This is a genomic window from Roseateles aquae, assembly GCF_032337115.1.
GTDB classification, from domain to species: domain Bacteria; phylum Pseudomonadota; class Gammaproteobacteria; order Burkholderiales; family Burkholderiaceae_C; genus Roseateles_C; species Roseateles_C aquae.
This window is the reverse complement of sequence record NZ_JAVXZY010000005.1, coordinates 157,205-183,913: the sequence shown is the minus strand read 5'-3', so window position 1 is coordinate 183,913 and position 26,709 is coordinate 157,205. Positions and strand designations below refer to the sequence as shown.

The window sequence follows — 26,709 nt, the reverse complement described above, 5'->3', positions numbered from 1 at the left end:
GGGTTGATCGCCGCGATGGCGCGGCCCCTCTGACTAGTTGTAAACATACATGCCCGCAACATCAGAGCGGGTGGGCTGATTGCTGCACGACACCCCATTGGCCTGAAAGCGCACGACGACCTGCTTGCCGGTCAACATGGCCAAGGAAGCCATGGCCAGGATGTTCTTCAGATTGGGATCATTGGGCGCGATATTCCAGGACATTCCCCCGGTCATGACCACCTGAACGCCGCCACCGTCGCCAGTCCACACGGCAGAGATGGTGCCGGTGCATTCGGTGTAGGCGTGCGCCGGCATGCCTGCCATCAGTGCGCAGGCGCAGGCCACCCCAAGCAGCTTGCGGAAGTCTTTTCGCATGGTTGTCTCCTGATTCGATGAGCTAGAACGGCACTGCATCAGCGCTTCGTCGCTCACCATATCCATGGCGGCAGTGAAGTGCAGTGACCACTCCATTCAACATCAAAAGTAACGCAGCAACGACGCTCCCTGGAAGAAACGAGGATGTCAGTCATTTCAGCTTGACAGCAGGCGTCTGAAATGCACGCTATTTATTGGCGTTATTTTATCAATACCGCCAACCACGCGGAGTGGCGTCTGGGCCCTCTGCCCCTGCTTGTGCCGAAGTGCCGCTCAGGCGCCGAAGGGCGTGGGCACGGCGCTCTGCCGCGGCAGTTCGGCCCAGTGCGAGGCCGTCATCTCATAGAGCAGGCTGGCGGCCTGACCCGGCACGTCGGCCCAGCAGCCTTTGAGCCGCATGCCGATGCGCTCCAGCGTCTTGCGCGAGGGCATATTGGCCGGCCGCACCACGCCCAGCACCGCCGGCGCCTGCAGGCGGCCAAAGGCCAGCTCCAGCGCGGCCAGCGCCATCTCCGAGGCATAGCCCTGGCCCCAGGCCTGTGGGCGGAAGCGGAAATACAGATTCAGGCCCTGCTGGCCATCGATGGGCTTGTGCATCAGGCCACCAAAGCCCAACACCTGTTCCTCACCGGCCAGCCCGCTCGGCCCCGCCTGTTCACGCCGCGCGATCAGCCAGTAGCCGAAGCCGCGGGTCTGCCAATGGGCCTGCCAGTCGCGCAGCAAGGCTTCGGCGGCGGCGCGTGAATTCATCGGCCCGGACGGATTGAAGCGGTTGGTCCCCGGATCGGCGTGCACCTCGTACAGGCTGTCCAAGTCGGCCTCGGTCGGGGCTCGCAGCAGCAGGCGCTCGGTCAGCAGCGCGGGCGGGTTCAGGGCCAACTCGGGATCACGCATATTCATCCGTCAGACACTCCGAATTTCGGGTTTTCCCTGATTATGACGATTTGCACCCAAGGCCCACCCCCGCGCCTGGGTGGTGTGTGGCGCTTTGCACAGCGAGTCGCGTCCTCATCGCGAGCGGAGCCCGGTCTGTAGTGGCGTCGTTGTGCTGGCTGGCGCTGATGCATATACTGTGTTTTTGTACAGCCTTCTTTTGAAGCAGCGCGCCGATGCTGGCCCGCTGCCGCCCTCCCCATGCTTGCCGCCCCAGCCCATGTCGCCACCGCTGCAGCCAGCCCTGAAGCGCTGCTGGCCGATCCGCGGCTGTGGCGCGCCACCAGCCTGGGCGCCAGCAGCAGCCCCTGCGTGGCCAGCGGCTTTGCGGCGCTGGACGCCGAGTTGCCCGGCGGCGGCTGGCCGACGCGCATGCTCAGCGAAATCCTGCAGCCCGAGCCCGGCCTGTGTGAATGGCGGCTGCTCGGGCCGGCGCTGGGCCGGCTGTTGCAGGCGCCCTCCGCCGGCGCCATCGGCACCGCTGGCGCAGGCCGACGCCGCAGCGCCCCCGCGGCCCAGACGCGCCAGCTGCTGCTGATCAAGCCGCCGCGCCAGCCCCATCTGCCCGGGCTGCGCGCGCTGGGCATCGCGCCGCAGCAGCTGGTCTGGATAGACCCGGCCGATGCGCTGCAGGCGCTGTGGGTCACCGAGCAGGCGATCAAGGCCAATGCGGCGGCGGCCATCCTGGCCTGGCTGCCCACGGCACGCCCGCCGCAGATCCGCCGGCTGCAGGCCGCGGCGCTGGCCTCGGCGGCGCCGGTTTTCCTGTTCCGGCCGTTGGCGGCCCAGGCGCAGTCCTCGGCCGCGCCGCTGCGCCTGCTGCTCCACCCCGGCGCCGACTGGACGCTGCAGCTGCAGATCCTCAAGCGCCGCGGCCCGGCCCATGCCGGCGCCTTGCAGCTCAGCGCCCTGCCGGCCGAGCTGGCCGCCCTGCTGGCGCCGCGGCTGCTGCGCCCCAGCGCGCCCGTCCCCCACCACGAGGTCCATCATGAGCCCGCTGTACTGGCTCGCCCTGCTCGCGCCCGCCGCCAGCCCAGCCTCGCCTAGCCCCGCCGCTCAGCAGACCCTGGCCTGGTGGAGCCTGCAGTTCACGCCGCGGGTGGCCTTGCTGGAGGATGCCGTGGTGCTGGAGCTGGGGGCCAGCCTGCGTCTGTTTGGCGGCCTCGCGGCGCTGCAGCAGCGGCTGCTGCGCGAGGCCCCGGCCTATGGCGCGCAGGCGCTGGCCTGGGCACCGAGCAGCCTCGCCGCGCTGGCGCTGAGCCGCCGCGCCGAAGCGGTGATCACGCCCACCATGCACACCATGCACACCGACAAGGCGCTGGCCGCGCTGACGCAAGACCTGCCCCCCTTGCTGGACGCGCTGCCCCTGAGCAGCCTGAGCGCCGCGGCCACGCACGAGGCCATGCTGGCCCGGCTGGGCTGCCGGCGCCTGGGCCAGCTGCGGGCGCTGCCGCGCGGGCCGCTGGCGCGGCGCTTTGGCGCCGCCCTGCTGCAGGCGCTGGACCAGGCCTATGGCCAGGCGCCCGAGGCCCATGCCTGGGTGACTGCGCCCGAGCAGTTCGAGGCCCGGCTGGAGCTGCCTTTTCGCGTCGAGCACGCGCCGGCGCTGGGCCATTACGCCGAGCAGCTGCTGCGCCAGCTGTGCGCCTGGCTGGCCGCGCGCCATGCCGGTGTCAAGCGGCTGACGCTGCACTGGCAGCACGACGCGATGCGCTCGCGCGAGGCCGGCAGTGGCGGCCAGCTGAGCCTGGGCACCGCCGATGCCAGCCGCGACTTCGGCCATCTGGCCCGGCTGCTGCGCGAACACCTGGCGCTGCTGCAGCTGCAGGCGCCGGTCGGTGAGCTGCGCCTGCAGGCCGACGAGGTGATCGCGCTGCAGGAACTGAGCCAGTCGCTGCTGCCCGATGCGCCCGAGCAGGCCCGCGAGCCGCTGAACCAGCTGCTCGAACGGCTGGCCGTGCGCCTGGGGCCCGAGCGGGTACGCCGCGTCTGCCTGCGCGAGGACCACCGGCCCGAGCGCATGCAGCAGTGGCTGGCCTGGGGTCAGGTCTTGCCCCACAGCAAGGTGCGCGCGGCGCTGCAGCCCCAGCCCAGCTGGCTGCTCGATCCACCGCTGCCGCTGCAGAGCCGCCAGGAGCGCCCCGTTCACCAGGGCCAGCCGCTGCAGATCCTGGCCGGACCGCAGCGCATCGAGGGCGGCTGGTGGGATGGCGCTGCGGGCACTGAGGGCGCCGACAGCGCCGCCGGCCAGGTGCAGCGCGACTACTTCCTGGCCCGCAGCGCCGAGGCCGGCCTGCTGTGGATCTACCAGGAGCGGCTGTCGGTGGCCGAGCAGCGCTGGTATCTGCATGGGGTGTTTGCATGAGCAGTTTCAGCCAGGGCTTTGACGCCAGCCTGCCCCCCGGTGGCCGGCGGCCCGGCCGCGGCGGCAGCGGGGCTCCAGCCGCCGCGCCCCCGCATCTGGGTTCGCGCGGCCCGGTGGCCTATGCCGAGCTGCATTGCCTGTCCAACTTCAGCTTTCTGCGTGGCGCCTCCGATCCCGAGGAGCTGGTGCTGCGCGCACAGGCCCTGGGCTATGCGGCACTGGCGCTGACCGATGAATGCTCGCTGGCCGGCGTGGTACGCGCCCATGTGGCGCTGAAGAAGATGGTGGCCGCGCTGCGCGAGAGCCATCCCGAGCTGGACCCGGAGCTGGATGTGCTGCACCTGATCATCGGCAGCGAGTTCCTGGTCCGCGCCGATGCCGAAGACGAGGAGGCGGCTGATGCGGCCGGCACGGACGAAGGCGCGCCGCTGTTCAAGCTGCTGCTCTTGGCCCAGCATCGTGAGGGTTATGGCAATCTCAGCCAGTTCATCACCGATCTGCGCCGCGCCTCGCCCGTCAAGGGCCGCTACCGGCTGCCCTGGTCGCTGCTGCAGCAGGCCGGCATCGCCGAGCGGCTGGCCGGCTGCCTGCTGATCCTCGTGCCACAGCGGCAGCACAGCGATGCTGCGCTGCTGGCGCAGACGCGCTGGCTGCAGCAGCATTTCGCCGGCCGCGCCTGGATAGGCGTGGAGCTGCTGCGCGAGCTGTCCGACGAGCTCTGGCTGCAGCGGCTGCGCCAGCTCGTCGCCACAGTGAACGCACAGGCCCGCGCAACGCAGTCAGCTCAGGCGCCCTGCGAACTCCGCCTGGTGGCTTGCGGCGATGTGCATTTCCATGTCCGCTCGCGCAAGCCGCTGCAGGATGTGATGACGGCCACCCGGCTGGCCAAGCCGATCCGCGACTGCGGCCTCGATCTGCAGCCCAATGCCGAGCGCCATCTGCGCAGCCGGCTGCGCCTGGCGCAGATCTACCCCGCCGAGCTGCTCGACGAAACGCTGGCGCTGGCCTCGCAATGCCATTTCTCGCTCGACGAGCTGCGCTACCAATACCCCAGCGAGGTGGTGCCCGCCGGCGAGACGCCGGCCAGCTATCTGCGCCGGCTGACCTACGAGGGCATGGCGCGGCGCTGGCCCGAGGATGGCGGTGCGGCCTGGGTCGAGCGCGTCGAGCACGAGCTGGCGCTGATCAGCGAGCTGCGCTACGAGCACTATTTCCTCACCGTCGCCGATGTCGTGCGCTTCGCCCGCGAGCAAGGCATCCTGTGCCAGGGCCGCGGCTCGGCGGCCAATAGCGTGGTCTGCTACTGCCTCTTCATCACCGCGGTCAATCCGGCCGAGAGCACGCTGCTGTTCGAGCGCTTCATCAGCCGCGAACGCCAGGAGCCGCCCGATATCGATGTCGACTTCGAGCACGAGCGCCGCGAGCAGGTCATCCAGTACCTCTACCAGCGCTATGGCCGCCACCGCGCCGCGCTGACCGGCGTGGTGATCGCCTACCGGGCGCGCAGCGCGCTGCGCGATGTCGGCCGCGCGCTGGCCTTCGACGAGGCCTTGCTGGAGCGCCTGGCCAAGGACCATTCCGGCTGGAGCGAGGAGATCCTGCCGCCCGACCGGCTGCAGCAGCTGCAGCAGCAACACGGTTTCGATGCCGACGACGCGCAGCTGCGCCGGCTGATCGCGCTGTCGCGCCAGCTGATGGGCATGCCGCGCCATCTGAGCCAGCATGTCGGCGGCTTTGTGCTGACCGAAGGGCCGCTGTCGCGCCTGGTGCCGATCGAGAACGCCACCATGCCCGGCCGCACGGTGATCGAATGGGACAAGGACGACCTCGACGCGCTGAACCTGCTCAAGGTCGATGTGCTGGCGCTGGGCATGCTGACGGCGCTGCGCCGCTGCCTGGACATGGTCAACCGGCTGCGCGGCAGCCAGCTCGATCTGGCCGCCATCCCGCGCGACGATGCCCCCACCTACGACATGATCTGCGCCGCCGACACCGTGGGCACCTTCCAGATCGAGAGCCGCGCGCAGATGTCCATGCTGCCGCGGCTGAAGCCGCGCAACTACTACGACCTGGTCATCGAGGTGGCCATCGTGCGGCCCGGGCCCATCGAGGGTGGCATGGTCCACCCCTATCTGGAGAACCGCGCCAAGCACCCCGACGATGTGGTCTATCCCAGCGAGGCGCTGAAAGCCGCGCTCAAGCGCACCTGCGGCATCCCGATCTTTCAGGAACAGGTGATGCAGGTGGCGATGATTGCCGCCGGCTTCACGCCCGGCGAGGCCGACCAGCTGCGCCGCGCGATGGCGGCCTGGAAGCGCCCCGGCGACCTCGGCAAGTTCCACGACAAGATCCTCACCGGCATGCGCGAACGCGGCTACCAGGACGCCTTTGCCGAATCGATCTTCAAGCAGATCAAGGGCTTTGCCTCCTACGGTTTTCCGGAATCGCATGCGGCCAGCTTCGCGCTGCTGACCTATATCAGCTGCTGGCTCAAGCGCCATGAGCCGGCTGCTTTTTTGTGCGCGCTGCTGAACTCGCAGCCGCTGGGCTTTTACACCCCCTCCCAGCTGGTGCAGGATGCCCGCCGCCACGGCGTCGAGGTGCTGAGCGCCGATGTCAGCCTGAGCGCGCTGGACAGCACGCTCAGCCCCGAGCAGCTCGGCGACGATGCCGCGCTGGACCAGCCCGCCGTGCGTCTGGGCCTGCGCCTGGTGCACGGCCTGCAGGACGCGGCGGCCGAGCGCATCGTCGCCGCGCGCCGCGAGGCGCCGTTTCGCAACGCGCAAGACCTGGCCCTGCGCGCCGGCCTCGATCAGCACGAGATGCAGCTGCTGGCCGCCGCCGATGCGCTCACTTCCTTGGCCGGCCACCGCCGCCAGCAGGTCTGGCAGGCCTCGGCGCTGCGCCGCCTGCCGCCGCTCCTGCACGGCAGCCTGCCGGCCGAGGACGAGCTCGAGCTGCCCGCCGCGCCCGAAGGCGAGGAGGTGCTGTGGGACTACGCCTCGCTGGGCCTGACGCTGCGCAGCCACCCGCTGGCTCTGCTGCGCCCGCGGCTGCGCCAGCGCGGCCTGAAGAACGCCGCCGAGCTGCAGCACTGGCCCCATGGTCGGCAGGCCCGGGCCTGCGGCATCATCACCGTGCGCCAGCGCCCGCAGACCGCCAAGGGCACCCTCTTCATCAGCCTGGAAGACGAGACCGGCAGCGTGCAGGTGATCGTCTGGCCCGATGTCTACGCCGCCCACCGCAGCACCATCCTGGCCGCCCGGCTGCTGGCGGTGCAAGGCGTCTGGCAGCACCAGAACGGCGTGCGCCACTTGCTGGCCCGCGGCTTCGAAGACCTCTCGCCGCTGCTGGGCCGGCTGATGATGGTCAGCCGCGATTTCCGCTGAGCGCGGACACATGTCGACACAAGCGCTCACAGCCGCGCACCCCGATGGCGCCTAGCATCGCGGCGCTGCGCCTGCCGCACGCGCCTCGCCCTTCCCGATCACGGCCGCGGCCCCGACAACAGGAATCCCCATGCACCATTTCTCCCTGCGCCCCGCGCTGATGGCGGCCTTGTCCGCCGGCCTGCTTGCCTTCGGCACGGCCGCCAGCGCCGCCACCGTCTACAGCGGCAGCGCCACCGGCGCGCTGCTCACCAACAGCAGCGTCAATGCCAGCTTCACGGCCAGCGCCGGTGCCGGCCTGCTCGATCTGCAACTGGCCGGCTATGCCACGCTGGACGGCGACAACTACTGGATCGATGTGCTGCATGTGCGCCTGAATGGCCAGGAAGTGCTGACCGGCAGCTGGGACCTCGGCGGCGGCGGCATCGACCGCGTGCTCAGCAATCCCTATGGCGCCAGCATCAGCAAGAGCGGCCAGAAGCTCGACATCAGCTTGCCGCTGAATCTGCTGGCCGGCAGCAACACCCTGGAGATTGCCTACGAAAGCCCGAACAGCTTCGAGGGCACGGCCCGCGCCGGCTTCCAAGGCCTGGGCGATGAAGGCTGGGGCGTCAATCGCCTGAACGTCACCAGCGCCGTTCCGGAACCGGGCGCCAGCGCCCTGCTGCTCGCGGGCCTCGCGCTGTTCGGTGCGGGCGCGCTGCGCCGCCGCGCCGGCCGCGACTGATCACCGCCGCCAGCGCTTGACCTGGCGCAAGGCCCGCGGCAGCCAAAGGCGAAGAATTGACTGCAGGGCGCATCCCGCGCCCGGCGTCGCTGCTTCCCGGAGGCCATCATGTCCGCTGCCCGAGTCAAAGGTTCGCCACGCCCGCCGCGCGAAACCCGCGAAGCCGTCGAACTGGTCGACCGCTTTGCCATCCTCGACGACACCCATCGCGAGCTGATGCTGCAGCTGACCTGGCTGCAGCAGCTGCTGGCCGATCTGAACGGCTACGAGATCCCCGAGGTCGACCGCGCCATCGCCCGCCAGGCGCTGAAGTTCTTCAACGAGAACGCCCGTCAGCACCATGCCGAGGAAGAGGCACGGGTGTTCCCACAGCTGCTGCAAAGCAGTGACGCCACGCTGGTGCACCAGGTGCAGCGCCTGCAACAGGATCACGGCTGGCTGGAGGAAGACTGGCTGGAACTGGGGCCCATGCTGGCCGATCTGGCCGAGGGCCATGTCGGCGTCGATCTGGACAGCCTGCGCCACGCGCTGGAGGTCTTCACCACGCTCTACCACGAGCATGTCTCGCTGGAGGAAAGCCTGATCTACCCGGCCGCCAAACGCCAGCAGGCCGCCGACGAGGCCGCCCGGGCGCGCCGCCTGGCCGCGCCGGCCTGAGCCCAACACGGCACCGCGCCGCAAGCCTCGATTCAGCGCGGCACAGCCGCCAGCTGTTCGGCGAAGAAGGCCGCGATATCGGCCTGCATCTGTGGCGTGACGCTGTGCGCCGCGCCTGCGTAGAGCTGGAAGCGCGCATTCAGGCCCTGCTCGGCATAGAGCTTCGCGATGCGCTGCCAGCGCGCCAGCGGCGTGCGGCCGAAGTGCTCGAAGATCAGCTGTTCATCGGCAGCGCTGAAGCTGTCGCGGTAGACCACGGCGTCGTTCTCGTCCTCTTGGCCCATATAGATGAAGCTGGCCACCGCCTTCAGCGCCGCGGGCTTGGCGGCAGCACCGCTGATCTTGTCGAGATCGGCAGTGCCAACCGGATAGTTCAGCGTCACACTGTCAACGCTCGCCACCGGCGCCAGCGGCCAGCCGCCCGGTGAACCGCTGGCCAGCGCCAGCACCCGCTCCGGATGCAGGAAGGCAAAGCGGTTGACGAAGGAGCCCGAGGCCGAGAAACCCGACATCAGCACCCGCGGCTGGATCACGGTTCCCTGCTGTTTGAGGCGCTCGCGGGCATCGTCGATCATCGCCAGCAGCTGGCGGTCCACCCGCTGCCAGCGCGGCACCTGGCTCAGCATGGCGGCGCGGCTGAGCGCGTGCAGATAGAGGTTCTCGGCGGCTGCGTTGTCGGGGTCGGCCGGGCGCGGGAAGCTGGGCACCAAGAGGGGCACGCCAAGCTGCTCGGCCAGCGCCGCCTGGCGGTTCAGCTCGCCCGCGGCCGCGGCACGCAGCAAGCCCACGTCATCGCTGACAAAGCCGCTGTTGTTAGGCACCACCAGCAGATGCGGCGAACGGATCTGCTGCGGCAGGTAGAGGTAATAGGGCCAGTGGAATCCTTGCGATGGCGCTGCGGCAATCTCGCGCGTGCGCGCCGCATCCAGCTTGGGCGGCAGCAGCGCCGGGCCCTTGACGCCCAGCAAGGCATAGCCGCCCGCGCTGGCGCCGCCATCCAGTTCAAGCTCATAGGCACCGGGCGGCAGCTGGCGCTGCAGCGTTGTTTCGCCCTGGCGCGCGACGAAGCTCAGCAGCGCCGGCGCGCTGGGCGTGGTGCTGCGCAAGGTGGCCCGCGCCTCACCGCCCTGCACCGCCAGCCACAAGCTCAGCCGCCGCTCGGCCGCATGGGGCGGCAGCAGCAGACCGAGCCGCAAGGGGGCGGCGCCCTGGCCCTTGATGCCCAGGGTCACGGTCAGATTGAAACCTTGCTGCACCAGGGCCTGGCTGCGTTGATTGACCTCCTGGCGCAAGGCGTCCATGCCGGCGGCTGCCGACGCCGCGGCCGCGGGCGGCGCTGCAACAGCTGGGGCCATCGCCGGTGCCTCGGCGGCGAACAGCGGCGCCATGCTCGCGCCCAACAACAGGCCGCAGCCCAGACTCAGAACCCCTCGCCACATCCGCATATCCAGGCCTTCATGGTGCTCGCAAAAGCCGCGATCCTAGCCACTGCCTACACTGTCGCCATGAGTCACACCGAATTGCAGCAAGACCCCGACGCCGCCATCAACGAGCCACGCCTCTGGCGCGACCGCGGCTGGACCGCCCAGGTCATCAAGAACGAGGACGACGAGGGCTGGGCCGTCGCCATGTACAAGGCCGGCGAGAGCGAGCCGGCCCTGGTCGGCCCCTGGACCATGGGCCGCGACAAGAAGAACCCCAAACCGCTCGATGTCAACGCCTTCAACACCCTGGTCAAAACCGCCAGCGAGGTGATTCGCCGCCACGAGCAGGCCGAGTACGCGCGGCTGCACAAGGAGCTGCAGCTGCAGACCGAGGCCGGCGACAACCTGCGCATCTGCCTGGACATCGTGCCCGACGACGATGAGCCCTATGCCCTGCTCAGCGCCGAGGATGCCTCAGGCGAGCGCCTGGCCGAGCTGCGCGTGGCGGTGCATTTCAAGCTCAGCACGGCCAGCGCGGCGGCCTGGGTCGAGTCCGGCTTCGAGCGTGCGCGATGAACAGCGACAACACCGAACAGCCCGACGGTGAGCTGCCGCCCGAGCAGCCGCGCAATCCGCTGCACGGCATGACGCTGCAGCGCATCCTGGAGGCGCTGGTCGAGGCCTATGGCTGGCGCCGGCTGGCCGAGCTGATTCCCTTGCGCTGCTTTGCCATCGAGCCCAGCATCAACTCCAGCCTGAAGATGCTGCGCAAGACGCCCTGGGCGCGCGAGAAGGTCGAGAGCCTCTATCTGTTCATGCTGCGCGAAGAGCGACGCCAGCGCTGAATGCGCCGCGCATAAGGCGACCCAAGCAACTGCAAATTCAGCGCAAGCGACGGCTGCCCCTGCTTGCTATGCTCGCTGCCGCCGCTTTGCAGGAGAGCCGTCCGCCATGAGCCACTATTCACTCGACATCAACGGCCGCACCACCGCCGTTGACGCTGCGCCCGATACGCCGCTGCTGTGGGTGCTGCGCGATCAGCTGCAGCTGCTGGGCACCAAGTACGGCTGCGGCGTCGGCCAGTGCGGCGCCTGCACGGTGCAGCTCAATGGCGTGCCGACCCGCTCCTGCCTGACGCCGGTGGCCAGCGTCGGCAAGAAGAAGGTGCTGACCATCGAAGGCCTGGACGCCCAGCATGCCCACCCGCTGCAGCAGGCCTGGCAGGAACTGGACGTGCCGCAATGCGGCTACTGCCAGGCCGGCCAGATCATGACGGCCGCGGCGCTGCTGAAGGAGAACCCGCGGCCCAGCGATGCCGATATCGACGGCGCCATGGCCGGCCACCTGTGCCGCTGCGCCACCTATATCCGCATCCGCGCCGGCATCCACCGCGCTGCCGAGATAGCTGTCGCGCTACCCGCCAAAGGCAGTGGCCAGCGCAAGCCGGCGCCCGCAAAGAAAGGCCAGCCATGAACGCGCCGCGCAAGCTCGACAGGGTCGGCCTGGATCGCCGCAGTTTCCTCCGCCAGTCCGCACTGGCCGGTGGCGGCCTGCTGCTGGGCCTGAGCGCTCCAAGTCTGGCCCAAGGCCCGGCCGCCATCGCCACACCCGCCAGCGGCGAACTCAGCTTCAAGCCCAGCGCCTTCATCAGCATCAAGCCGGACGGCTCGGTGACGCTGATCTCCAAGCAACCCGAGATCGGCCAGGGCATCAAGACCTCGCTGCCCATGGTGATCGCCGAGGAGCTGGGCGTGAACTGGCGCGATGTGCGCATCGTCCAGGGTGATCTGGACCCGGCCTACGGCAACCAGAGCGCCGGCGGCTCGACCTCGACGCCCAACAACTACAACGACTTCCTGCGCCTGGGCGCCACCGCCCGCACGCTGCTGACCCAGGCCGCCGCCGCGATCTGGCAGGTCAGTGTGGACGACTGCCGTGCCGCCGATTCGGCCGTCACCCATCTGCCCACGCAGCGCCGGCTCAGCTATGGCCAGTTGGCGGGCCGTGCGTCGACGCTGCCGCTGCCGCCCGCCGATCAGGTGAAACTCAAGGACCCCAAGGACTACCAGCTGCTGGGCAAGCGCATCCCCGGCGTCGACAACGCGGCTGTCGTCAGCGGCAAGCCGCTGTTCGGCATCGATGTGCAATTGCCGGGCCTGCTCTACGCCGTCTACGAGAAATGCCCGGCCTTTGGCGGCAAGGTGCTTGAAGCGAATCTGGACGTCGTCAAGGCCCTGCCCGGCGTACGTGCCGCCTTCATCATCGAGGGCACCGCCAATCTGAACGGACTGGTGCCCGGCGTGGCCATCGTCGCCGAGAACACCTGGGCGGCGATCAGCGCCCGGCGCCTCTTGAAAGTGCGCTGGGACGAGGGCGAGGTTGCCAAACAAAGCTGGGACGAGTTCAGCACCCGTGCCGAGGCGCTCGCCACCCAGGCGCGCGACCCGGCCGCGACCACGGTGCTGCGCCGCGATGGCGATGTCGACGCCGCGCTGGCCCGCGCGGCCAAGACCGTGACGGCCGCCTACCGCTACCCCTTCATCTCGCACGCCAGCATCGAGCCGCAGAACTGCACGGCCTGGTGGCTTGTCGAGCAGGGCCAGCCGCGGCTGGAGCTGTGGGCACCGACGCAAAACCCGGCCTCGGGCCAGAACCTGGTCGCCAACACCCTGGGCCTGGCCAAGGAGCGGATCACGCTGCACATCACCCGCAGCGGCGGCGGCTTCGGCCGGCGGCTCAGCTCCGACTTCATCGTCGAGGCCGCGGCCATCGCGCAGCGGCTGCAAGGCCTGGGCATAGCCGCGCCGGTCAAGCTCACCTGGACCCGCGAAGACGATCTCCGCCACGACCACTACCGTGCCGGCGGCTTCCACTACCTGCGCGGCGGGGTCGACGACAAGGGCAAGCTGCTGGCCTGGCACAACCACTTCGTCACCTTTGCCAACCGGGTGCAACGCGAAGGCAAATCGGTGTTGCAGCCGGGCAGCGGCGCCAGCCTCTCGGGCGACGAATTCCCGGGCCGCTGGGCCGCCAACTGCCTGCTCGAACAGACGCCGATGGAGTGCGGCATTCCGATGGGCCCCTGGCGCGCACCGGGTAGCAATGTATTTGCCTGGGTCTTTCACAGCTTCATCGACGAGCTGGCCCATGCGGCCGGCCGCGACCCGCTGGAATTCCGCCTGGAGCTGCTCGGCGAACGCGACATCGTGCCCGGCACCGGCGAGCGCGGCCAGCCCTACAACGTCGGCCGCATGAAGGCCGTGCTGCGCGAGGCGGCGGCGAAGGCCGATTGGGGCAAGAAGAAGTTCCCGCGCGGCCGCGGCCAGGGCATCGCCTTTCACTTCAGCCACCGCGGCTACATCGCCGAGGTGGCCGAGGTGACGGTGTCCAAGGCCGGCGAGCTGAAGGTGGAGCGCGTTGTCGTCGTCTCCGATATCGGTGCGCAAATCGTCAATCTCAGCGGCGCCGAGAACCAGGTGCAGGGCTCGGTGCTCGATGGCCTCTCGACGCTGATGCATGCCGAGCTGGACATCCAGCGCGGCCGCATCGTGCAGAGCAATTTCGGCGAGTACCCGATGCTGCGCATGCCGGACGCGAACGTGCGCATCGATGTCCATTTCCTGAAGAGCGATCAGCCCGTCACCGGCCTCGGTGAACCGGCACTGCCGCCGCTGGCGCCGGCCGTCTGCAACGCGATCTTTGCCGCCACCGGCAAGCGGGTGCGCCAGCTGCCCTTGTCGCGCTCTGATCTGAGCTGGACATGAGCGGACTGCTGCAGCGCTTTGACGGCGCGCTGATGGCGCCGCCCGGCCCCGCCGCGGCGCCGCTGCTCAGCGAGGACGCGGCCCTGCTCGCGGCCTTGCGGCGCTGGTGCCTGTTCGACGCGGCCCGCGAGCGCCAGGACGGCGCGCCGCGGCCGCGGCAGCCGATGACGATCGCCCGGCTGGCCGGCCCGCATCCGCGCCAGGCGCAGCTCGCCGAGCACCTGGCGCTGGAACTCGACGGCAGCCTGCTGCTGCAGGCGCGGGGGCGCCTCGGCGGCCTGGCGCTGCGCGTGCGCGTCAAGCTGCAGGACGCCGGCCTCTGGCCCTCGAACGCCGACACAGCGATCTGGGATGCCGGCTGGCTGCGTGCCGGCGCGACTCAGGCCTGCGAGCAATTCCACCCACGCCGCGCGACGCTGCTGCTGGTCGACGCCAGCGCACAGCCCCAATTGCCGCAGGCCGTGGCCGCACTGCGCCAGGCCAGCGCCGGCTATGCGCGGCCGCTGCGCGTGCTGCTGCTGAATCCGCCTGAACATCTGGCCGGGGAAACGCTGCATGTGATCGCCTGACGCCGCGCTGCGCAGCAAACTGTTGTCCAATCAAGGCATGAGTGCCGCCCCCACAGACCTGCAAACCGTCGAACAGCGCCTGACCGATCTGGAGATCAAGGCCAGCTATGCCGAAGACCTGATCGAAACACTGAACGAGATCGTTGCCCGCCAGCAGCAACAGATCGAGGTGCTGGTGCGCGAGCTCTACCAGCTGCGCCAGCAGGCCCCCGACGGCGGCCCGGCGCCGTTTCGCAGCCTGCGTGACGAGCTGCCGCCACACTACTGAGACACCCGACAGGCAAGCCCGCCCAATGTCCGCTGGCGCCGTGCAAGCACCGCTGCCGGCTGCGATGGCGACAAGCGCCCTGCGGTGAGCAAAGCCAGCCGCAGCGACTGGCTTGAACTCGCACGGCATGGCGGCCGGTACGGCGCGACCCGATGCTTGCGCTTGGATGAAGGCGCGACGCAAACATGCGCAAGGCCATCGCGAAAGCGGTCGACTGGGCCTTGATCTCGGGCCTGGCGGCTATGCCGCGCAAGGCAGCGGCTGCCGCAGCGAGAGGGCTGAACGCCGCAGGATAATCGAAGCCTGCGGGCATGGCGCCCCAAGAAAGGTGAGCATGCGTCGGCGCGGTCCGTGGCCGACTGCGGCAGACCGTCCCCAAGCCTTCCGATGCAAGACAAGTTCTATATCCACCCCATCGCGCTGTGGCGCCTGATGTTCCCCGCCGCCATCGCCGGTGTTGCCAGTGCCAAGCTGGTGTTCTGGCTGATGGATCTTCCCTTTGCCTGGCCTGCGACATTGCTGCTGATGGCCGTCATCGCGCCGCTGGCAGGTCTGGCGTGCCTGCTTCAGCCGGTGCAGGCCGAGCGCACGGGCCTGCGACTGAGTTCGGCATCTGGATTGAGGCGGAGCGTTGCCTGGAACGAAATCAGCGCCAGCCAACCCGCCAAGCAGTACGGCCTGATGCCTGCCTACAGGCTGACACTCACAGACGGACGCGTATTCTGGATTCCCAGGGCGACCCGCCGCATGCCGCAGCTCTATGACTGGATCTGCCGCCATGCCGGGGTTGAACACCCGCTGGCCTGCGCCATGCGTCTGCCGCTTTATCTGGCCGAAGCGCATTGAGACCGATGTTGGGGCGACATCGCCCCAGCTAGGGCGCAACGGACAGGACCAGGGCGCCCAATTCGCGGGGACGAACCGCCTGATCCAACAGACGGCTATGGCTTGCGGCAATCCGATCGCCCCCTGGCGCGCACCGGGCAGCCATGCCTTCGCGGGGAGGTTCGATGGCGTCATCAACGAATCGGCTCATGCGGTCGACCACGACCGGTTGGAATTCCGTTTGGTGTTGCTCGGCGCGCACGACACCTGGCCCCGCCCCGTTTCGCAGCCGGCGCGACGGGTTGCCACCGCACGATTGAGCGGCGGCGGCGGCGGCCACCTTCAGCCCGGTATCGGCTGCGCCACTTGCAGCCCCAAATGAAAGTTACAAGAGGTCGCGCCTTGCACAAAGGCCTGCGCGCGCTGCGCGCTCCATAATCGTTCAAAACCGTCACCGGCCCGGCGCTGGCTCTTGATCGACGGGACAACGCTCAGGAGTGCAAGATGTCCACATCCGCCTCAAGACTGCAGCCTCTGGCTGCCCTGTTGATCAGCAGCAGCCTGGGCCTCAGCGCCTGCGGCGGTGGTGGCGGAGGCTCCGCGCCCACGCCCACGCCCACGCCCACGCCCACGCCCACGCCCACGCCCACGCCTACGCCTACGCCTACGCCTACGCCAACACCCACACCAACACCCACACCAACACCAACGCCTACGCCGAGCCCGAGCGCCCCCACCATCACCAGCGCGGCAACGGCCATCCTGGGCGGCGATTGCCAATCGATCAGCCTGAATGTCGGCGCCAGCGGCAGCGGCACCTTGAGCTACCAGTGGCAGCGCAACGGCGTCGACATCGCCGGCGCGACGCAGGCCCATGTCACCCTGAACACCTTGGCGCAGGACCAAGCCGCGCAGTTCAGCGTCAAGGTCAGCAATGGCAGCAGCACCACCTCAGGACCCGTGACGCTGAACCAGAGCCTGATCGATGGCTCAGCGCTGCGCATCGGCTCGGTCGAGTTCGGCCAGGTCATGCTCTATCCCAGTGGCGACAGCGGCCTGGCACTGATCCAGGATCGCGCCGCCCTGGTCAAGATCAACGCTTTGGCCGCCACGGCCACCAGCAGTTGCAAGCCCACCGGCAAGCTGCAGGTGCTCGACGCCCAGGGTCGGGTCTTGCGCGACATCGCGCTGACACCGCCGAGCGGCAGCATTCCGACCACTGCGCCAGCGGTGCCCAGCCTCGCCGACAGCTACAGCGCCACCGCGCCGGCCGATCTGATGAAGCCTGGCCTGCGCCTGGCCATCGCCTTCAGCGGCGCGGCCACACCGCTGACGCTCACGCCGCCCGTTGTCACCAGCCCGGCCATCACCGTGGTGACGATTCCGGTGCTGATCGGCAGCAGCCAGGGCGTGCCGCCGACCGGCACGGCCGACTATCTGCTGGCCCGCGCGCCAGTGGCTGCCGTCAATGTCGTCGCCCATGCGGCGATCACATCGAAAAGCGTGCCCACCCAACCGACCCAGCGCAATGACTGGGGTCAGGCCTTGCTCAATGTGCTGCAGGAAATCTCCGACCTGTACCGGCTCGAAGGCGCGCCGGCGCGCCAGCATTACTACGGTGTGGTGCGACAGGATGTTGGTGGCAATTTCGCCGGCCAGGGCTATCAGCCCGGCAATGTGGCGGTCGGCTGGGATGCCTCGGGCCGCTCGACCTCGGCGCTGCTGACGATGGTCCACGAGCTCGGTCACAACTTCAACCTCTCCCACGCGCCCTGCGGCGGCCCGGCCGACGCCGATACGCTCTATCCCTACGCCAATGCGCTGATGGGCGCCGGCAACCGCTTCATCTGGGGCTATGACAGCAGCGGCGCGCGCTTTATCGATGCCACCGACACGGCGCGCCATGACGTCATGAGCTATTGCAGCGGCGACTGGTTGTCTGACTACAACTACGCCAACGCGCGCAAGTACATGAAGACCAGCGCCACGAGCGCCCAGGCGCTGATGGCCAGCAGCGAGGCACGACCGGAACAGCCGCTGCTGCTGTTCAGCGGCAGCATCGATGCCAGCGGCCGCGCCACGCTGAACGAGCCACGCGCCTTCAGCGGCCGCGCCGATACCGCCATGAGCGCCTCAGGCCACTACCAGCTGCAGCTGCAGACCAGCAGCGCCAGCCTGAGCTACGGTCTGCGCCTGCAGGACATCGATCACAGCGGCGGCATCCGCCACTTCAGCATCGCCCTGCCCCACCCCGGCACGCTCAGCGCCGTCCGGCTGCTGGATCCGCAGGGCCGTGAGCTGCTGCAACGCCTAGACGACGCGCCCGCCGGGCCGACGCTGTCGGCCAGTGCGTCGATGGCGCTGAACAGCAGCGGCGCGGTATCGGCAACGCTGTCCGCCAATGGACAGCGGCTGCAGCTGCGCTGGGATGCCAAGGCCTGGCCGCGCATCGGCAACGTCATCGCGCTGTCGCCGGGGCGCCGGCATCTGATCGCGCAAGCCCTCAGTGGCGGCGAGGCCGACATCGAGCTGCCCGCCGGCAGTGCCAGCGATGGGCTGGAGATCAGCCTGGGCCGCGGCCTCAATGCCACGCTGCAGCGCCTGGCCGCGCCAATGACAGCCGGCTCAAGCCCCAGCCACTGAGCCAGCAGACTTGGGCAGATGCCAGCCCAGCTCTATCGTCAGGCCGCCAGGGCCATCAACAAAGAACTGCTGGCCACGGCGACTCTCGGTGATTGCGCCCACACCGGGCACACCTGCTGAAAGCAGGCGCGCATGCGCTTGCCGCAGCGCCTGCTCGCCGGCAACGATGAAGCCGAAGTGGAAGCCCGCCGGGTAGGACGTGGCTTGCGCCTCAGCTGGATCGCTTTGCTGAATCACCAGATCGAAATCGCCCGCCCGCATCGCGATCAGCGTTCGGTCCGGTCGTTCCAGCACGGTCTGCAGGTCGAAATGCTGGCTGAGGAAATCAGCGCATTGCGCTGCGTCGCTGACTTGAAGATTCAGATGATTCAGTTGCATGGTGCTTCCATCGAGCCGAGGCCGGCGGCAGTGCTTGCGTTGGATGGCTGCGTCAGCGCGAACTGGCAGAGCTGTTGATGGCTGGCATCCGACCGGGCCATTGCGGCATTGGCGCGCGCGCTCAGGCGCTGCTTGTAGCGGGCCAGGGCGGCGCCGAGTGCGGTCGCGCCCGGCTGATCCAGCGTGGCCAGCGTCTGCGCCAGATCGGCGGCATCCTGCAGCGCGGTATTGGCACCCAGCCCGCCGGCCGGGCTCATCAGATGCAGCGCATCGCCGATCGCGACCATGGGCAGGCCCGCCTCGACGGCTTCGACCGGCTCCGCCTCTTCAACACGGCCGCCGCTGAACACCGACACGGCACGGATGGCAGCCGGCTCGGTGTGCATGAGCATGGCCCGCATCGGTGCGGCCCAATGCTGGCACATGCGCAGCAGCTGCTCGCGCAGCAGCGGGCCCTGGCCAAGATCGGCGCCGGCCTCGGGCAGCAGCAGCGCCCAGTACAGATAGTCGGGCACGCGGCTGCCGGCTGCAAAGCGCATCGCATCGATGATGGCCACCGCCTGGCGATCGACGATGACGCGGGTGGCGCTCAGGAAGTCGCCCGGCAGCTGGCTCAGCCAAGCGCCGGCCAGACCACTGCGACCATAAACGCAGCTGGCCACCGCCTCGGGCGCCGACGACCAGCGGGGCCGATACAGCGCCGAATGCGCGCCGTTGGCAACAACCAGCAGATCACAGGCCGCCCGGCGCCCGTCCGCCAGCCGCAGCGCTATCGATCCATCGGGCCGCTGCTGGCAGGCCACGACCTCGCTGCCCCAATGCAGCTGCTCGTCCAGGCCCTCCATCAGCGCCTCGCGCAACAGGCCGCGGTCGGCGCGCAGATCGGGGCTGGCGTCGGCGCCATCGGCCGCGCGCTCCCAGGCGCTGGTCCAGGGCGTCGCGATGTTGTTCAGCTGCACATCATGGCTGGCCAACGGCAGCGCCGGCGCACAGGCGGCGAGCCAGCGCGCCAGGCCCTCGCGACCGAGTGCTTCGCGCAGCGCGGCTTGGCCGGCACTGTCGATGCGCAAGCGGTAGCCCTGGCGGCGCGCGCTGGGGCCGGCATCGCGCTCGTAAAGCTGGGCCACGATGCCGTGCCGGCGCAAGCCCTGGGCCAGGGCCAGCCCGCTCAGCCCGGCGCCCGCGATGGCGATGCGCAGCCCGGCCGCTGCCGCGCTTGGATGTTTGTTCATCAGGACACTCCTGCTTTCATGCTGTGGTGAAGAGCCCTGATGGTGGCGAGGCCGCCGCTGCGCAACTATCTATGATTCGGCATCAACTATCGATTTTTCTTCAAGACCAGCATGGCGCGCCGCAGCCTCCCCTCGACCGACTACAGCGAAACGCTGGACGGCCCGGCCCTGATCGCCCTGCGCAGCGACGCCGGCCCCGCCAGCCAGTTCCGCCTCGGTACGCAGGACTACGACTGGCACCGCCACCGCCGCGGCCAGCTGTTCTGCGTCGGCAGCGGGCTGATGCAGGTGCACACCCGCCAGGGCTCCTGGCTGATGCCGGCCCAGCGCGCCGGCTGGATTCCGGCCGGGCTGGAGCACCGCGTCAGCGTCAGCGGTGTGCTCAGCGGCTGGAGCGTGCTGATCGTGCCGCAGCGCTGCGGCGAGCTGCCGCAGCAGCCCTGCGTGCTGGCCGTCAGCGAGCTGATGCGCGCCCTGGTCGAACGCGCCGCCAGCTGGACGGGTGCCGCCACACTAACCCCCAGCCAGCAGCGCCTGTGCGATGTCCTGCTCGACGAACTGGCCCTCAGCCCCGCGCTGCCGCTGCACCTGCCCCTGCCTCGTGATCGCCGTCTGCTCAAGCTCACCCGCGCCGTGCTGGCCCAGCCCGGCTCCGCCCGCAGCCAGCAGGATTGGGCCAGCTGGGCCGGCCTGTCGGTCAGCACCCTGAGCCGGCTGTGCGTCGCCGAGACCGGCCTCAGCTTTGCGCGCTGGCGCCAGCAGGCCGCCCTCGCCCACGCGCTGCAGGCGCTGGCCCGGGGCACGCCGGTGGCACGCATTGCCGATGAACTCGGCTATGGCTCGGCCAGCGCCTTCATCGCCATGTTCAGACGCGAGATGGGGCACAGCCCGCGGCGCTATGCCCAGACCAATGTCCTCGACTGAGCCACGCGGCAAAAGCGATCAAACACCGGCGGCCCCTTGGCGCAGCCGCTCGACCGTATCGCGGATCAAATGCCCCGAGATGCTGAAGCGCGGCGGTATGCCGGGCAGCGCATCGATGTCGAACCAGGCCGCTTCCTCGATCTCGCCGGCCTGCGGCACGATCTCGCCGCCCGCCCATTCGGCGCGGTAGGCGATCATCAGGCTGTTCGGGAAGGGCCAGCTCTGGCTGCCGTAGTAGTGCAGATCGCGCACCTGCACGCCGACCTCCTCGGCCACCTCACGGTGCACGCAGTCTTCCAGTGATTCGCCCGGCTCGACAAAACCGGCCAGCGCGCTGTAGAAGCCCGGCTTGAAGCCGGGCGAGCGGGCCAGCAGCAGCTCGAAGCCGCTGGCCAGACCCGGATTGCGCCGCCAGACCAGGGCCATCATCGCCGGGCTCAGCCGCGGATAGGCCTGATGCTGGCAGCTGGGGCAGCGCCGTGCGCGCTCGCGCTCGAGCCGCTCGGTCGGCGTGCCGCAAACGCCGCAGAAGCGGTGCGTGCGGTCCCAGTCCAGCACCTGGGCGGCCCGGCCGGCCAGCAGCATCAGCGGCTCGGGCAGCTGCATCATCGCCGGGCGCAACGCCACGCCCTGCCACTGCGCGTCGGCCTGTTCGGGGCGCGCCGCCAGCTCCAGCGCCCAGCAGTCGCGCTCGTCAAGCCGGCCCAGGTAGTGGCGCTCGCGCGCCTCGGGCCAGGGCTGCGGTAGCGGCGGCAGGCCGAATGCAGGAGCGGCCTCGGCATCGTCAGCCGAAGCCTCGGCCACGAGCAGCAACTGCCCGTCCAGAAAGGCAAAGCACCAGACGCTGTCGCTGGGCGCCGCGGCGGGCTGGACGGCGGGCGTGAAATTGATCGGGTGGTGCATGGCCTTCTGTCTGGATGGAATGGAACCAGGGCACTGTATGCCAGCCCGCGGCGGGGCGCTGTCGCCTGGGCTGCAGCTCGCACCGCAAAGGCAGCGCAGCGCGTTCATGTCGATGGCCAATGCATCAAGCGCAAGAAATCGCCGACCAACGTGCCACGCAAGCACACAGGCAGCTAGCAGGTTCAGGGCTTTCCACGCACGGTCTCTATGTCTTTGTGTCTCTGTGGTTTGTTTTGACTGATTGTCAAAGGTGGGTTCAGCCCCGCCGCCAGATGATCGATCAGCGCGCGCAGCCGCTGCGGCATGAAGCGCTGGCTGGGCAGCACCGCGTGCAAGGGCACCTCTTCACCCAGCCAGTCCGGGAACAGCGCCCGCAGCTCGCCGCGGGCCAGGCTGTCGCGCACATCGAGCTCGCTCTTGTAGGAAATGCCCAGGCCTTCCAGCGCCCAGCGGTGGGCGATGGCGCCATCGTCGGTGCTGCGCCGGCCGCGCACGGCCACGCTCAGCGGTGCCGCGTCGGCGCTGTTGAAGAATCGCCAGCTGCGCTCATGGCGGTTGCGGATCTTGAAGGTGATGCATTCATGCTCGGCCAGCTGCTGCGGCTCGCTCGGCCGGCCATGGCGCTTCAGATAAGCGGGGCTGGCAACCGCCAGCCGCCGCCCGGCCCAGAGCTTGCGCGCGACCAGGCCGGAATCGGCCAGCTGGCCGTAGCGCAGCGCGAGATCGACCTCGTCCTTGTAGATGTCCAGCAGCGAGTCGCTGACGCTCAGGTGCAGCTCCAGCGCCGGATGCAGGGCCATGAAGCTGTCGAACAGCGGCATCAGCTGTTGGCGGGTCAGATCGCTGGAGGCGCTGACGCGGATGCGCCCGCGCAGCCGCCCCTCCAGGCCCTTGCGCAGTGGCGCCTCGCTGACCTGGGCCACGCCTTCGTCGAGCAGCTCCAGTGCCCGCTGCGCATAGTCGCGCAGCTGCTCGCCGGCCGGCGTCAGCCGCAGCGAGCGGGTGCTGCGCTCGGCCAGGCGCACGCCCAGTCGCGCCTCCAGTGTCTTGAGCATGGCGCTGGCCGCCGCCGGGCTGATCTGCAGCACCCGCGAGGCGGCGGTCAGGCTGCCGCCCCGGGCGCATTCGATGAGCAGGCGCAGCTCGGCTGTATTTTCAATTTGCATTTGAAACTAAATGGTCTGAACCGCTGTTTTTCCGAAAGGCGAATATGCCCATCATTACGCCATCGATCAACCTGTATCGCTTTTCCCGAAAGGACATCCCATGAAAGCCATCGGCTACTTCCAACCCGCCGCCATCGATGCGCCCGAGAGCCTGCTCGATCTGGAGCTGCCCGCGCCGGCGCCAGGCCCGCGTGATCTGCTCGTCGAGGTGCGCGCCATCGCCGTCAATCCGGTCGACGTCAAGGTCCGCGCCAGCCGCCCCGCCGCCGACGCGCAAAGCCCGGTGTTGCTGGGCTGGGACGCCGTCGGCATCGTGCAGGCCGTGGGTGCCGAGGTGCAGGGCTTCGTCGTCGGCGATCGCGTCTGGTATGCCGGCGAGATCAACCGCCCCGGCAGCTATGCGCAGCTGCAGTGCGTGGACTACCGCATCGCCTCGCATGCCCCGGCTCAGCTGAGCGATGCCGAAGCCGCCGCGCTGCCGCTGACCGGCATCACCGCCTGGGAGCTGCTGTTCGAGCGCCTGCAGGTGCAAAGCCAGCCCGAACGGCCGGTGAGCCTCCTGGTCACCGGCGCGGCCGGTGGCGTGGGTTCCATCCTGCTGCAGCTGGCGCGCCGCCTGCCGCATCTGACGCTGATCGCCACCGCCAGCCGTCCGGCAGAGCGCCCCGACGCCGTGCAATACCTGCGCGAGCTCGGCGCCCACCATGTGATCGACCACAGCCAGCCGCTGGCACCGCAGATCGCCGCGCTGAACGCCGCGCCGCTGCGCTACACGGCCAGCCTGACGCACACGCCGCAGCATTTCCAGACCATCGTCGACGCGATGGAGCCGCAGGGCCGCGTGGCGGTGATCGACGACTTCGCGCCCGACGCGATCAACTTCATGGCGATGAAGGGCAAGTCGCTGTCGCTGCACTGGGAAATGATGTTTGTGCGCCCGCTGCACCAGACGCATGACATCGCCGCCGTCGGCGCGCTGCTGGCCGAGCTGGCCCGCGGTGTGGACAAGGGCGAGCTGCGCAGCACGCTGGGCGAGGTGCTGGGCCCCATCAACGCGGCGACGCTGAAACGCGCCCACACGATGCTGGAGAGCCAGCACACCCGCGGCAAGCTGGTGCTGCAGGGCTGGGCGTGAGTCGACTCGCAGGCTAACGCCGATGAGGCGCGGCAGTCGCCCACGCGACCATGACCAATGGCCGCGTGGGCCGCGTCCCTCAAGAATCGCGCCCTTCGGCCGATCCGCAGCAGTCAGGCAAACGGCCATCCCTGAGCTAGCGCCTGTTAACAACACTACGTCTGCCTGATGCAGACGTAGTGTCAACAGGCCCAAGGAAAGCGAACGCCGATGCGAAGTCCGACCCTGATGCTGCTGCTGGGCAGCCTGACGCTGTGCCTGTCGGCCTGGGCGGCGCCGCCCGATCACTGGTCGGTGCCGGTGCAGCGGAAAACCCTGTCCAATGGCTTGACCGTGCTGATCTCGGAGGACCACAGCTCGCCCACCTTCGGGCTCAGCCTGGTCTACAAGGTCGGCATGCGCCTGGAGCCCGAGGGCCGCACCGGCTTTGCCCATCTGTTCGAGCACCTGATGTTCCAGGGCACGCCCAAGTCGCCAAAAGGCGTGTTCAATCAGGTCATCACCGCCGGCGGCGGCCAGAACAACGGCTCCACCCGCGCCGACTTCACCAACTACATCGAGACCGCGCCGATAACGTCGCTGGAGGCGATTCTGTGGCTGGAGGCCGACCGCATGCGCGCACTGGACTTCAATGCGCAGAACCTGAAGAACCAGCAGGACGTGGTCAAGGAAGAGATCCGCATCAACGTCAAGAACAAGCCCTATGGCGCGGTGATGTGGCTGGATATCGCCGGCCTGGCCTTCGACCGCTGGGCCAACCAACACGACGGCTACGGCAGCTTTGCCGATCTCGAACATGCCACGCTGGACGATGTGCGTGCCTTTCACCGCGATTTCTACGGTCCCAACAACGCGGTGCTGGCCATTGCCGGGGACCTGAGCGCCGCGCAGGGCTTTGCGCTGGCCGAGAAGTACTTCGGTAGCGTGCCGCGCCGGCCCCGGCCCGCCGCCAGCCGCTTCGATGAGCCGCTCAACAGCGGCGAGCGCCGCCTGACGCAGACTGACGCGCTGGCCCAGGTGCCGGCGCTGACGCTGGGCTGGAAGATGCCGGCTCGCGGCAGCAAGGACCAGGCGGCAATGACCGTGCTGGCCGAACTGCTGGCCGGCGGCGAGGCCTCGCGCCTGCACCAGGCCCTCGTCAAGCGGCATGGGTTGGCGCTGAAGCTGGACTCAGGCATCGGCATCACCGGCCCCTGGGAGTACGACGGGCCGACCCTGCTGACCGTCTTCGCGCTGTACAAGCCAAGCAGCAATGCCGATGCGCTGCTGGCCGTCGTTGACGAGGAGATCGCCACCATCGTCAAGTCCGGGGCCGACCCGGCGACGCTGGCGCGCCTCAAGACCAGCCTGCTGGCCAGCTGGTATGACGGTCTGGACGGCTTCATGAACCGGGCCGACATGCTGGCCAAGCTGCAGACGCTGTGGGGCGACGCCCGTGTCGTCAACCAGATCCCGGGCTGGATCGCAGCGGTCAGCTCGGCCGATCTGCAGCGCGTCGCCGCACGCTATCTGGGCAGCGCCAATCGGGTGCTGATCGACCGCCAGCCTGCCAGTGCCGCCGCAAGCGCCGCCCCCGCCGCCACGCCCAGCGGCGAGACCGCCAAGGAACACTGATGCTGCACACCTTGTTCGCACCCCGTCTGCTGACGGCCTGTCTGCTGGCCGCCGGGCTGAGCAGCGCCACAGCGGCATCGATCCAGCTGCCTGCCGAGCTGCCCGCCTTCGCTCCGGCCAAACCCGGCATCGCGCCGCAGATCAGCGTCCGCCGCCTGAGCAATGGCATGGAGGTCTGGGTGCTGCCGCGCCAGGGGCTCCCCCGCGTCGACTATGCCCTGGCACTGCGTGGTGCCGGCCATGGTGCCGACAGCGCCGAGCTGCCCGGGCTGGCGAAGCTGCACGCGCAGCTGCTCAGTGCCGGCACACGGCATCGCGACGCCCGCGCGGTGCTGGAGACGGTGCAGCGCCTGGGTGGCGAACTCCGCGCGACGGCCAGCCGTGACGGCATCACCGTCAGCGCCAATGCGCTGGCCTCCAAGGCGCCGCAGATGCTGCAGCTGCTGGCCGAACTGATCCGCGAGCCGGCCTATCCGGAGGCCGAGGTGGAACAGGCCCGGACCCATGGGCTGGAGCGCCTGAATGCCGACGCCGCCAACCCCGGCAAGCGCGCTGAACGCAGCCTGAGCGCGTTGACCTTTGGCGAACACCCCTATGGCCACACCGCCGTCAGCGAAACGACTTTGCAGCGCCTGAGCCCCGAGTTGCTCCGCCAGGCCCATGCCCGCCGCTTCAGGCCCGAGCGCAGCCTGCTGGTCATCAGCGGGCCCCTGCGGCCCGAGCAGGTCTTCAAGCAAGTCGAGACCGCGCTGGGGCGCTGGCAGGCCGAGGGCGAGGCGGCCGCTGAGCCCGCCATGGCGCAGCCGGGCGGCACCGCGCAGCGCCTGCTGCTCGACCGCCCGGGCAGCGTGCAGGCCAGCCTGCGCATCGGCCGGCAGGGCCATGCGGCCAGCGCTGCCGATGAACTGCCGCTGCGACTGGCCAGCACGCTGCTGGGCGGCGGCATCCGCAGCCGCATCACCTGGAAGCTGCGTGAAGAACGCGGCTACACCTACTGGGCCTGGGTGGTGCCGCATTCCTACCGCAGCGGCGGCGCGATCGAGGCCGGCGCCGATGTGCGCAACGAGGTCGCCGGCGCCGCGCTGAAAGACGTGCTGGCCGAGTACCGCCGCCTTGGCGAGGAGCCGGTTGGCGCCGATGAGCTGGACACGACCAAGCGCTATATGGCCGGCGACTACCTGATCACCATGCAGCGCCAGGCCGGCATGACCGCGGCCCTGGCCGAAAACTGGCTGGTCGGCCTGCCGGCCGATTTCCTCGCCAGCTATGTGCAAAGGCTGGCGCCTATCAATGCCGAGCAGTTGCGCGACATCGGCCGCCGCTATTTCGATCCGGCTGGCCAGCACATTGTGGTCGTCGGTGATCGCACGGCCATCGAAGGCCAGCTGCAGGGCCTGGGCGACTTCAGTGTCATGGCCAAGTAGGCCTGTGCCAGG

The 26,709-nt window shown here is 69.2% G+C and carries 24 protein-coding genes; 17 read left to right on the top strand and 7 right to left on the bottom strand.

The window, feature by feature from the left end; genetic code table 11:
• Positions 1–33 precede the first annotated feature (33 nt).
• Positions 34–453 (bottom strand): hypothetical protein, encoded by a 420-nt coding sequence (locus RQP53_RS13765; RefSeq protein ID WP_315650906.1) that lies wholly within the window; start codon positions 451–453, stop codon positions 34–36.
• Positions 454–630: 177 nt separating this feature from the next.
• Complete coding sequence (locus RQP53_RS13760; RefSeq protein WP_315650905.1) at positions 631–1,257, bottom strand: GNAT family N-acetyltransferase; 627 nt, start codon at positions 1,255–1,257, stop codon at positions 631–633.
• A gap of 234 nt (positions 1,258–1,491) precedes the next feature.
• Here RQP53_RS13760 and RQP53_RS13755 point away from each other — a divergent pair, with 234 nt between their 5' ends.
• The 5 genes from RQP53_RS13755 (at position 1,492) to RQP53_RS13735 (ending at position 8,428) form a co-directional block, all read left to right on the top strand.
• Positions 1,492–2,337: a recombinase RecA gene (locus RQP53_RS13755; RefSeq protein ID WP_315650904.1), complete on the top strand. Its 846-nt coding sequence runs from the start codon at positions 1,492–1,494 to the stop codon at positions 2,335–2,337.
• Positions 2,279–3,655, top strand: coding sequence for a Y-family DNA polymerase (locus RQP53_RS13750; RefSeq protein ID WP_315650903.1), 1,377 nt, complete (start codon positions 2,279–2,281; stop codon positions 3,653–3,655). Before RQP53_RS13755 ends, RQP53_RS13750 begins: the two co-directional genes overlap by 59 nt.
• Complete coding sequence (locus RQP53_RS13745; protein WP_315650902.1) at positions 3,652–7,044, top strand: error-prone DNA polymerase; 3,393 nt, start codon at positions 3,652–3,654, stop codon at positions 7,042–7,044. Before RQP53_RS13750 ends, RQP53_RS13745 begins: the two co-directional genes overlap by 4 nt.
• A 130-nt stretch (positions 7,045–7,174) precedes the next feature.
• Positions 7,175–7,771 (top strand): PEP-CTERM sorting domain-containing protein, encoded by a 597-nt coding sequence (locus RQP53_RS13740; protein WP_315650901.1) that lies wholly within the window; start codon positions 7,175–7,177, stop codon positions 7,769–7,771.
• A gap of 108 nt (positions 7,772–7,879) precedes the next feature.
• Entirely contained in the window at positions 7,880–8,428 is a 549-nt protein-coding gene (locus tag RQP53_RS13735; protein WP_315650900.1) for a hemerythrin domain-containing protein, read from the top strand.
• Between the two features lie 32 nt (positions 8,429–8,460).
• Here the strand turns inward: RQP53_RS13735 and RQP53_RS13730 are convergent, their stop codons facing one another.
• A complete protein-coding gene (locus RQP53_RS13730) occupies positions 8,461–9,867 on the bottom strand; it encodes an alpha/beta hydrolase (RefSeq protein WP_315650899.1) in 1,407 nt (468 codons plus the stop codon).
• A 66-nt stretch (positions 9,868–9,933) separates the two neighbouring features.
• Between RQP53_RS13730 and RQP53_RS13725 the strand changes: the two genes are divergently transcribed.
• From RQP53_RS13725 to RQP53_RS13690, 8 genes are all read left to right on the top strand, one after another.
• Positions 9,934–10,428 (top strand): hypothetical protein, encoded by a 495-nt coding sequence (locus RQP53_RS13725; RefSeq protein ID WP_315650898.1) that lies wholly within the window; start codon positions 9,934–9,936, stop codon positions 10,426–10,428.
• The gene (locus RQP53_RS13720; protein WP_315650897.1) at positions 10,425–10,697 is read left to right on the top strand and encodes a VF530 family protein; all 273 of its coding nucleotides are present in this window, start codon (positions 10,425–10,427) and stop codon (positions 10,695–10,697) included. The genes RQP53_RS13725 and RQP53_RS13720 overlap by 4 nt, the downstream gene beginning before the upstream one ends.
• Positions 10,698–10,803: 106 nt before the next feature.
• Positions 10,804–11,325, top strand: coding sequence for a (2Fe-2S)-binding protein (locus RQP53_RS13715; RefSeq protein ID WP_315650896.1), 522 nt, complete (start codon positions 10,804–10,806; stop codon positions 11,323–11,325).
• Positions 11,322–13,616 carry a xanthine dehydrogenase family protein molybdopterin-binding subunit gene (locus tag RQP53_RS13710; RefSeq protein ID WP_315650895.1) on the top strand — a complete coding sequence of 765 codons (2,295 nt, stop codon included), beginning with the start codon at positions 11,322–11,324 and terminating at the stop codon, positions 13,614–13,616. Before RQP53_RS13715 ends, RQP53_RS13710 begins: the two co-directional genes overlap by 4 nt.
• Positions 13,613–14,185 carry a hypothetical protein gene (locus RQP53_RS13705; RefSeq protein ID WP_315650894.1) on the top strand — a complete coding sequence of 191 codons (573 nt, stop codon included), beginning with the start codon at positions 13,613–13,615 and terminating at the stop codon, positions 14,183–14,185. Before RQP53_RS13710 ends, RQP53_RS13705 begins: the two co-directional genes overlap by 4 nt.
• Before the next feature lie 37 nt (positions 14,186–14,222).
• The gene (locus RQP53_RS13700; protein WP_315650893.1) at positions 14,223–14,453 is read left to right on the top strand and encodes a SlyX family protein; all 231 of its coding nucleotides are present in this window, start codon (positions 14,223–14,225) and stop codon (positions 14,451–14,453) included.
• Between the two features lie 432 nt (positions 14,454–14,885).
• Positions 14,886–15,299: a hypothetical protein gene (locus tag RQP53_RS13695; RefSeq protein ID WP_315650892.1), complete on the top strand. Its 414-nt coding sequence runs from the start codon at positions 14,886–14,888 to the stop codon at positions 15,297–15,299.
• A 483-nt stretch (positions 15,300–15,782) separates the two neighbouring features.
• The gene (locus RQP53_RS13690) at positions 15,783–17,921 is read left to right on the top strand and encodes a M66 family metalloprotease (RefSeq protein ID WP_315650891.1); all 2,139 of its coding nucleotides are present in this window, start codon (positions 15,783–15,785) and stop codon (positions 17,919–17,921) included.
• Here RQP53_RS13690 and RQP53_RS13685 read toward each other — a convergent pair.
• Together RQP53_RS13685 and RQP53_RS13680 are read right to left on the bottom strand one after the other, a co-directional pair.
• Positions 17,904–18,299 (bottom strand): VOC family protein, encoded by a 396-nt coding sequence (locus RQP53_RS13685; protein WP_315650889.1) that lies wholly within the window; start codon positions 18,297–18,299, stop codon positions 17,904–17,906. The genes RQP53_RS13690 and RQP53_RS13685 overlap by 18 nt on opposite strands.
• Complete coding sequence (locus RQP53_RS13680; RefSeq protein ID WP_315650888.1) at positions 18,290–19,531, bottom strand: FAD-dependent oxidoreductase; 1,242 nt, start codon at positions 19,529–19,531, stop codon at positions 18,290–18,292. The genes RQP53_RS13685 and RQP53_RS13680 overlap by 10 nt, the downstream gene beginning before the upstream one ends.
• A 111-nt stretch (positions 19,532–19,642) precedes the next feature.
• Here RQP53_RS13680 and RQP53_RS13675 point away from each other — a divergent pair, with 111 nt between their 5' ends.
• Complete coding sequence (locus RQP53_RS13675) at positions 19,643–20,455, top strand: AraC family transcriptional regulator (RefSeq protein WP_315650887.1); 813 nt, start codon at positions 19,643–19,645, stop codon at positions 20,453–20,455.
• 18 nt (positions 20,456–20,473) lie between these two features.
• Here RQP53_RS13675 and nudC read toward each other — a convergent pair whose 3' ends face one another.
• Together nudC and RQP53_RS13665 are read right to left on the bottom strand one after the other, a co-directional pair.
• Positions 20,474–21,358: an NAD(+) diphosphatase gene (gene nudC / locus RQP53_RS13670; RefSeq protein WP_315650886.1), complete on the bottom strand. Its 885-nt coding sequence runs from the start codon at positions 21,356–21,358 to the stop codon at positions 20,474–20,476.
• Positions 21,359–21,540: 182 nt separating this feature from the next.
• The gene (locus RQP53_RS13665) at positions 21,541–22,524 is read right to left on the bottom strand and encodes a LysR family transcriptional regulator (RefSeq protein ID WP_315650885.1); all 984 of its coding nucleotides are present in this window, start codon (positions 22,522–22,524) and stop codon (positions 21,541–21,543) included.
• A gap of 100 nt (positions 22,525–22,624) precedes the next feature.
• Between RQP53_RS13665 and RQP53_RS13660 the strand changes: the two genes are divergently transcribed.
• The 3 genes from RQP53_RS13660 (at position 22,625) to RQP53_RS13650 (ending at position 26,697) form a co-directional block, all read left to right on the top strand.
• Positions 22,625–23,659: a zinc-binding alcohol dehydrogenase family protein gene (locus tag RQP53_RS13660; RefSeq protein WP_315650884.1), complete on the top strand. Its 1,035-nt coding sequence runs from the start codon at positions 22,625–22,627 to the stop codon at positions 23,657–23,659.
• A gap of 210 nt (positions 23,660–23,869) precedes the next feature.
• Complete coding sequence (locus RQP53_RS13655; protein ID WP_315650883.1) at positions 23,870–25,273, top strand: M16 family metallopeptidase; 1,404 nt, start codon at positions 23,870–23,872, stop codon at positions 25,271–25,273.
• Positions 25,273–26,697: a M16 family metallopeptidase gene (locus tag RQP53_RS13650; RefSeq protein WP_315650882.1), complete on the top strand. Its 1,425-nt coding sequence runs from the start codon at positions 25,273–25,275 to the stop codon at positions 26,695–26,697. The genes RQP53_RS13655 and RQP53_RS13650 overlap by 1 nt, the downstream gene beginning before the upstream one ends.
• Positions 26,698–26,709 lie beyond the last annotated feature (12 nt).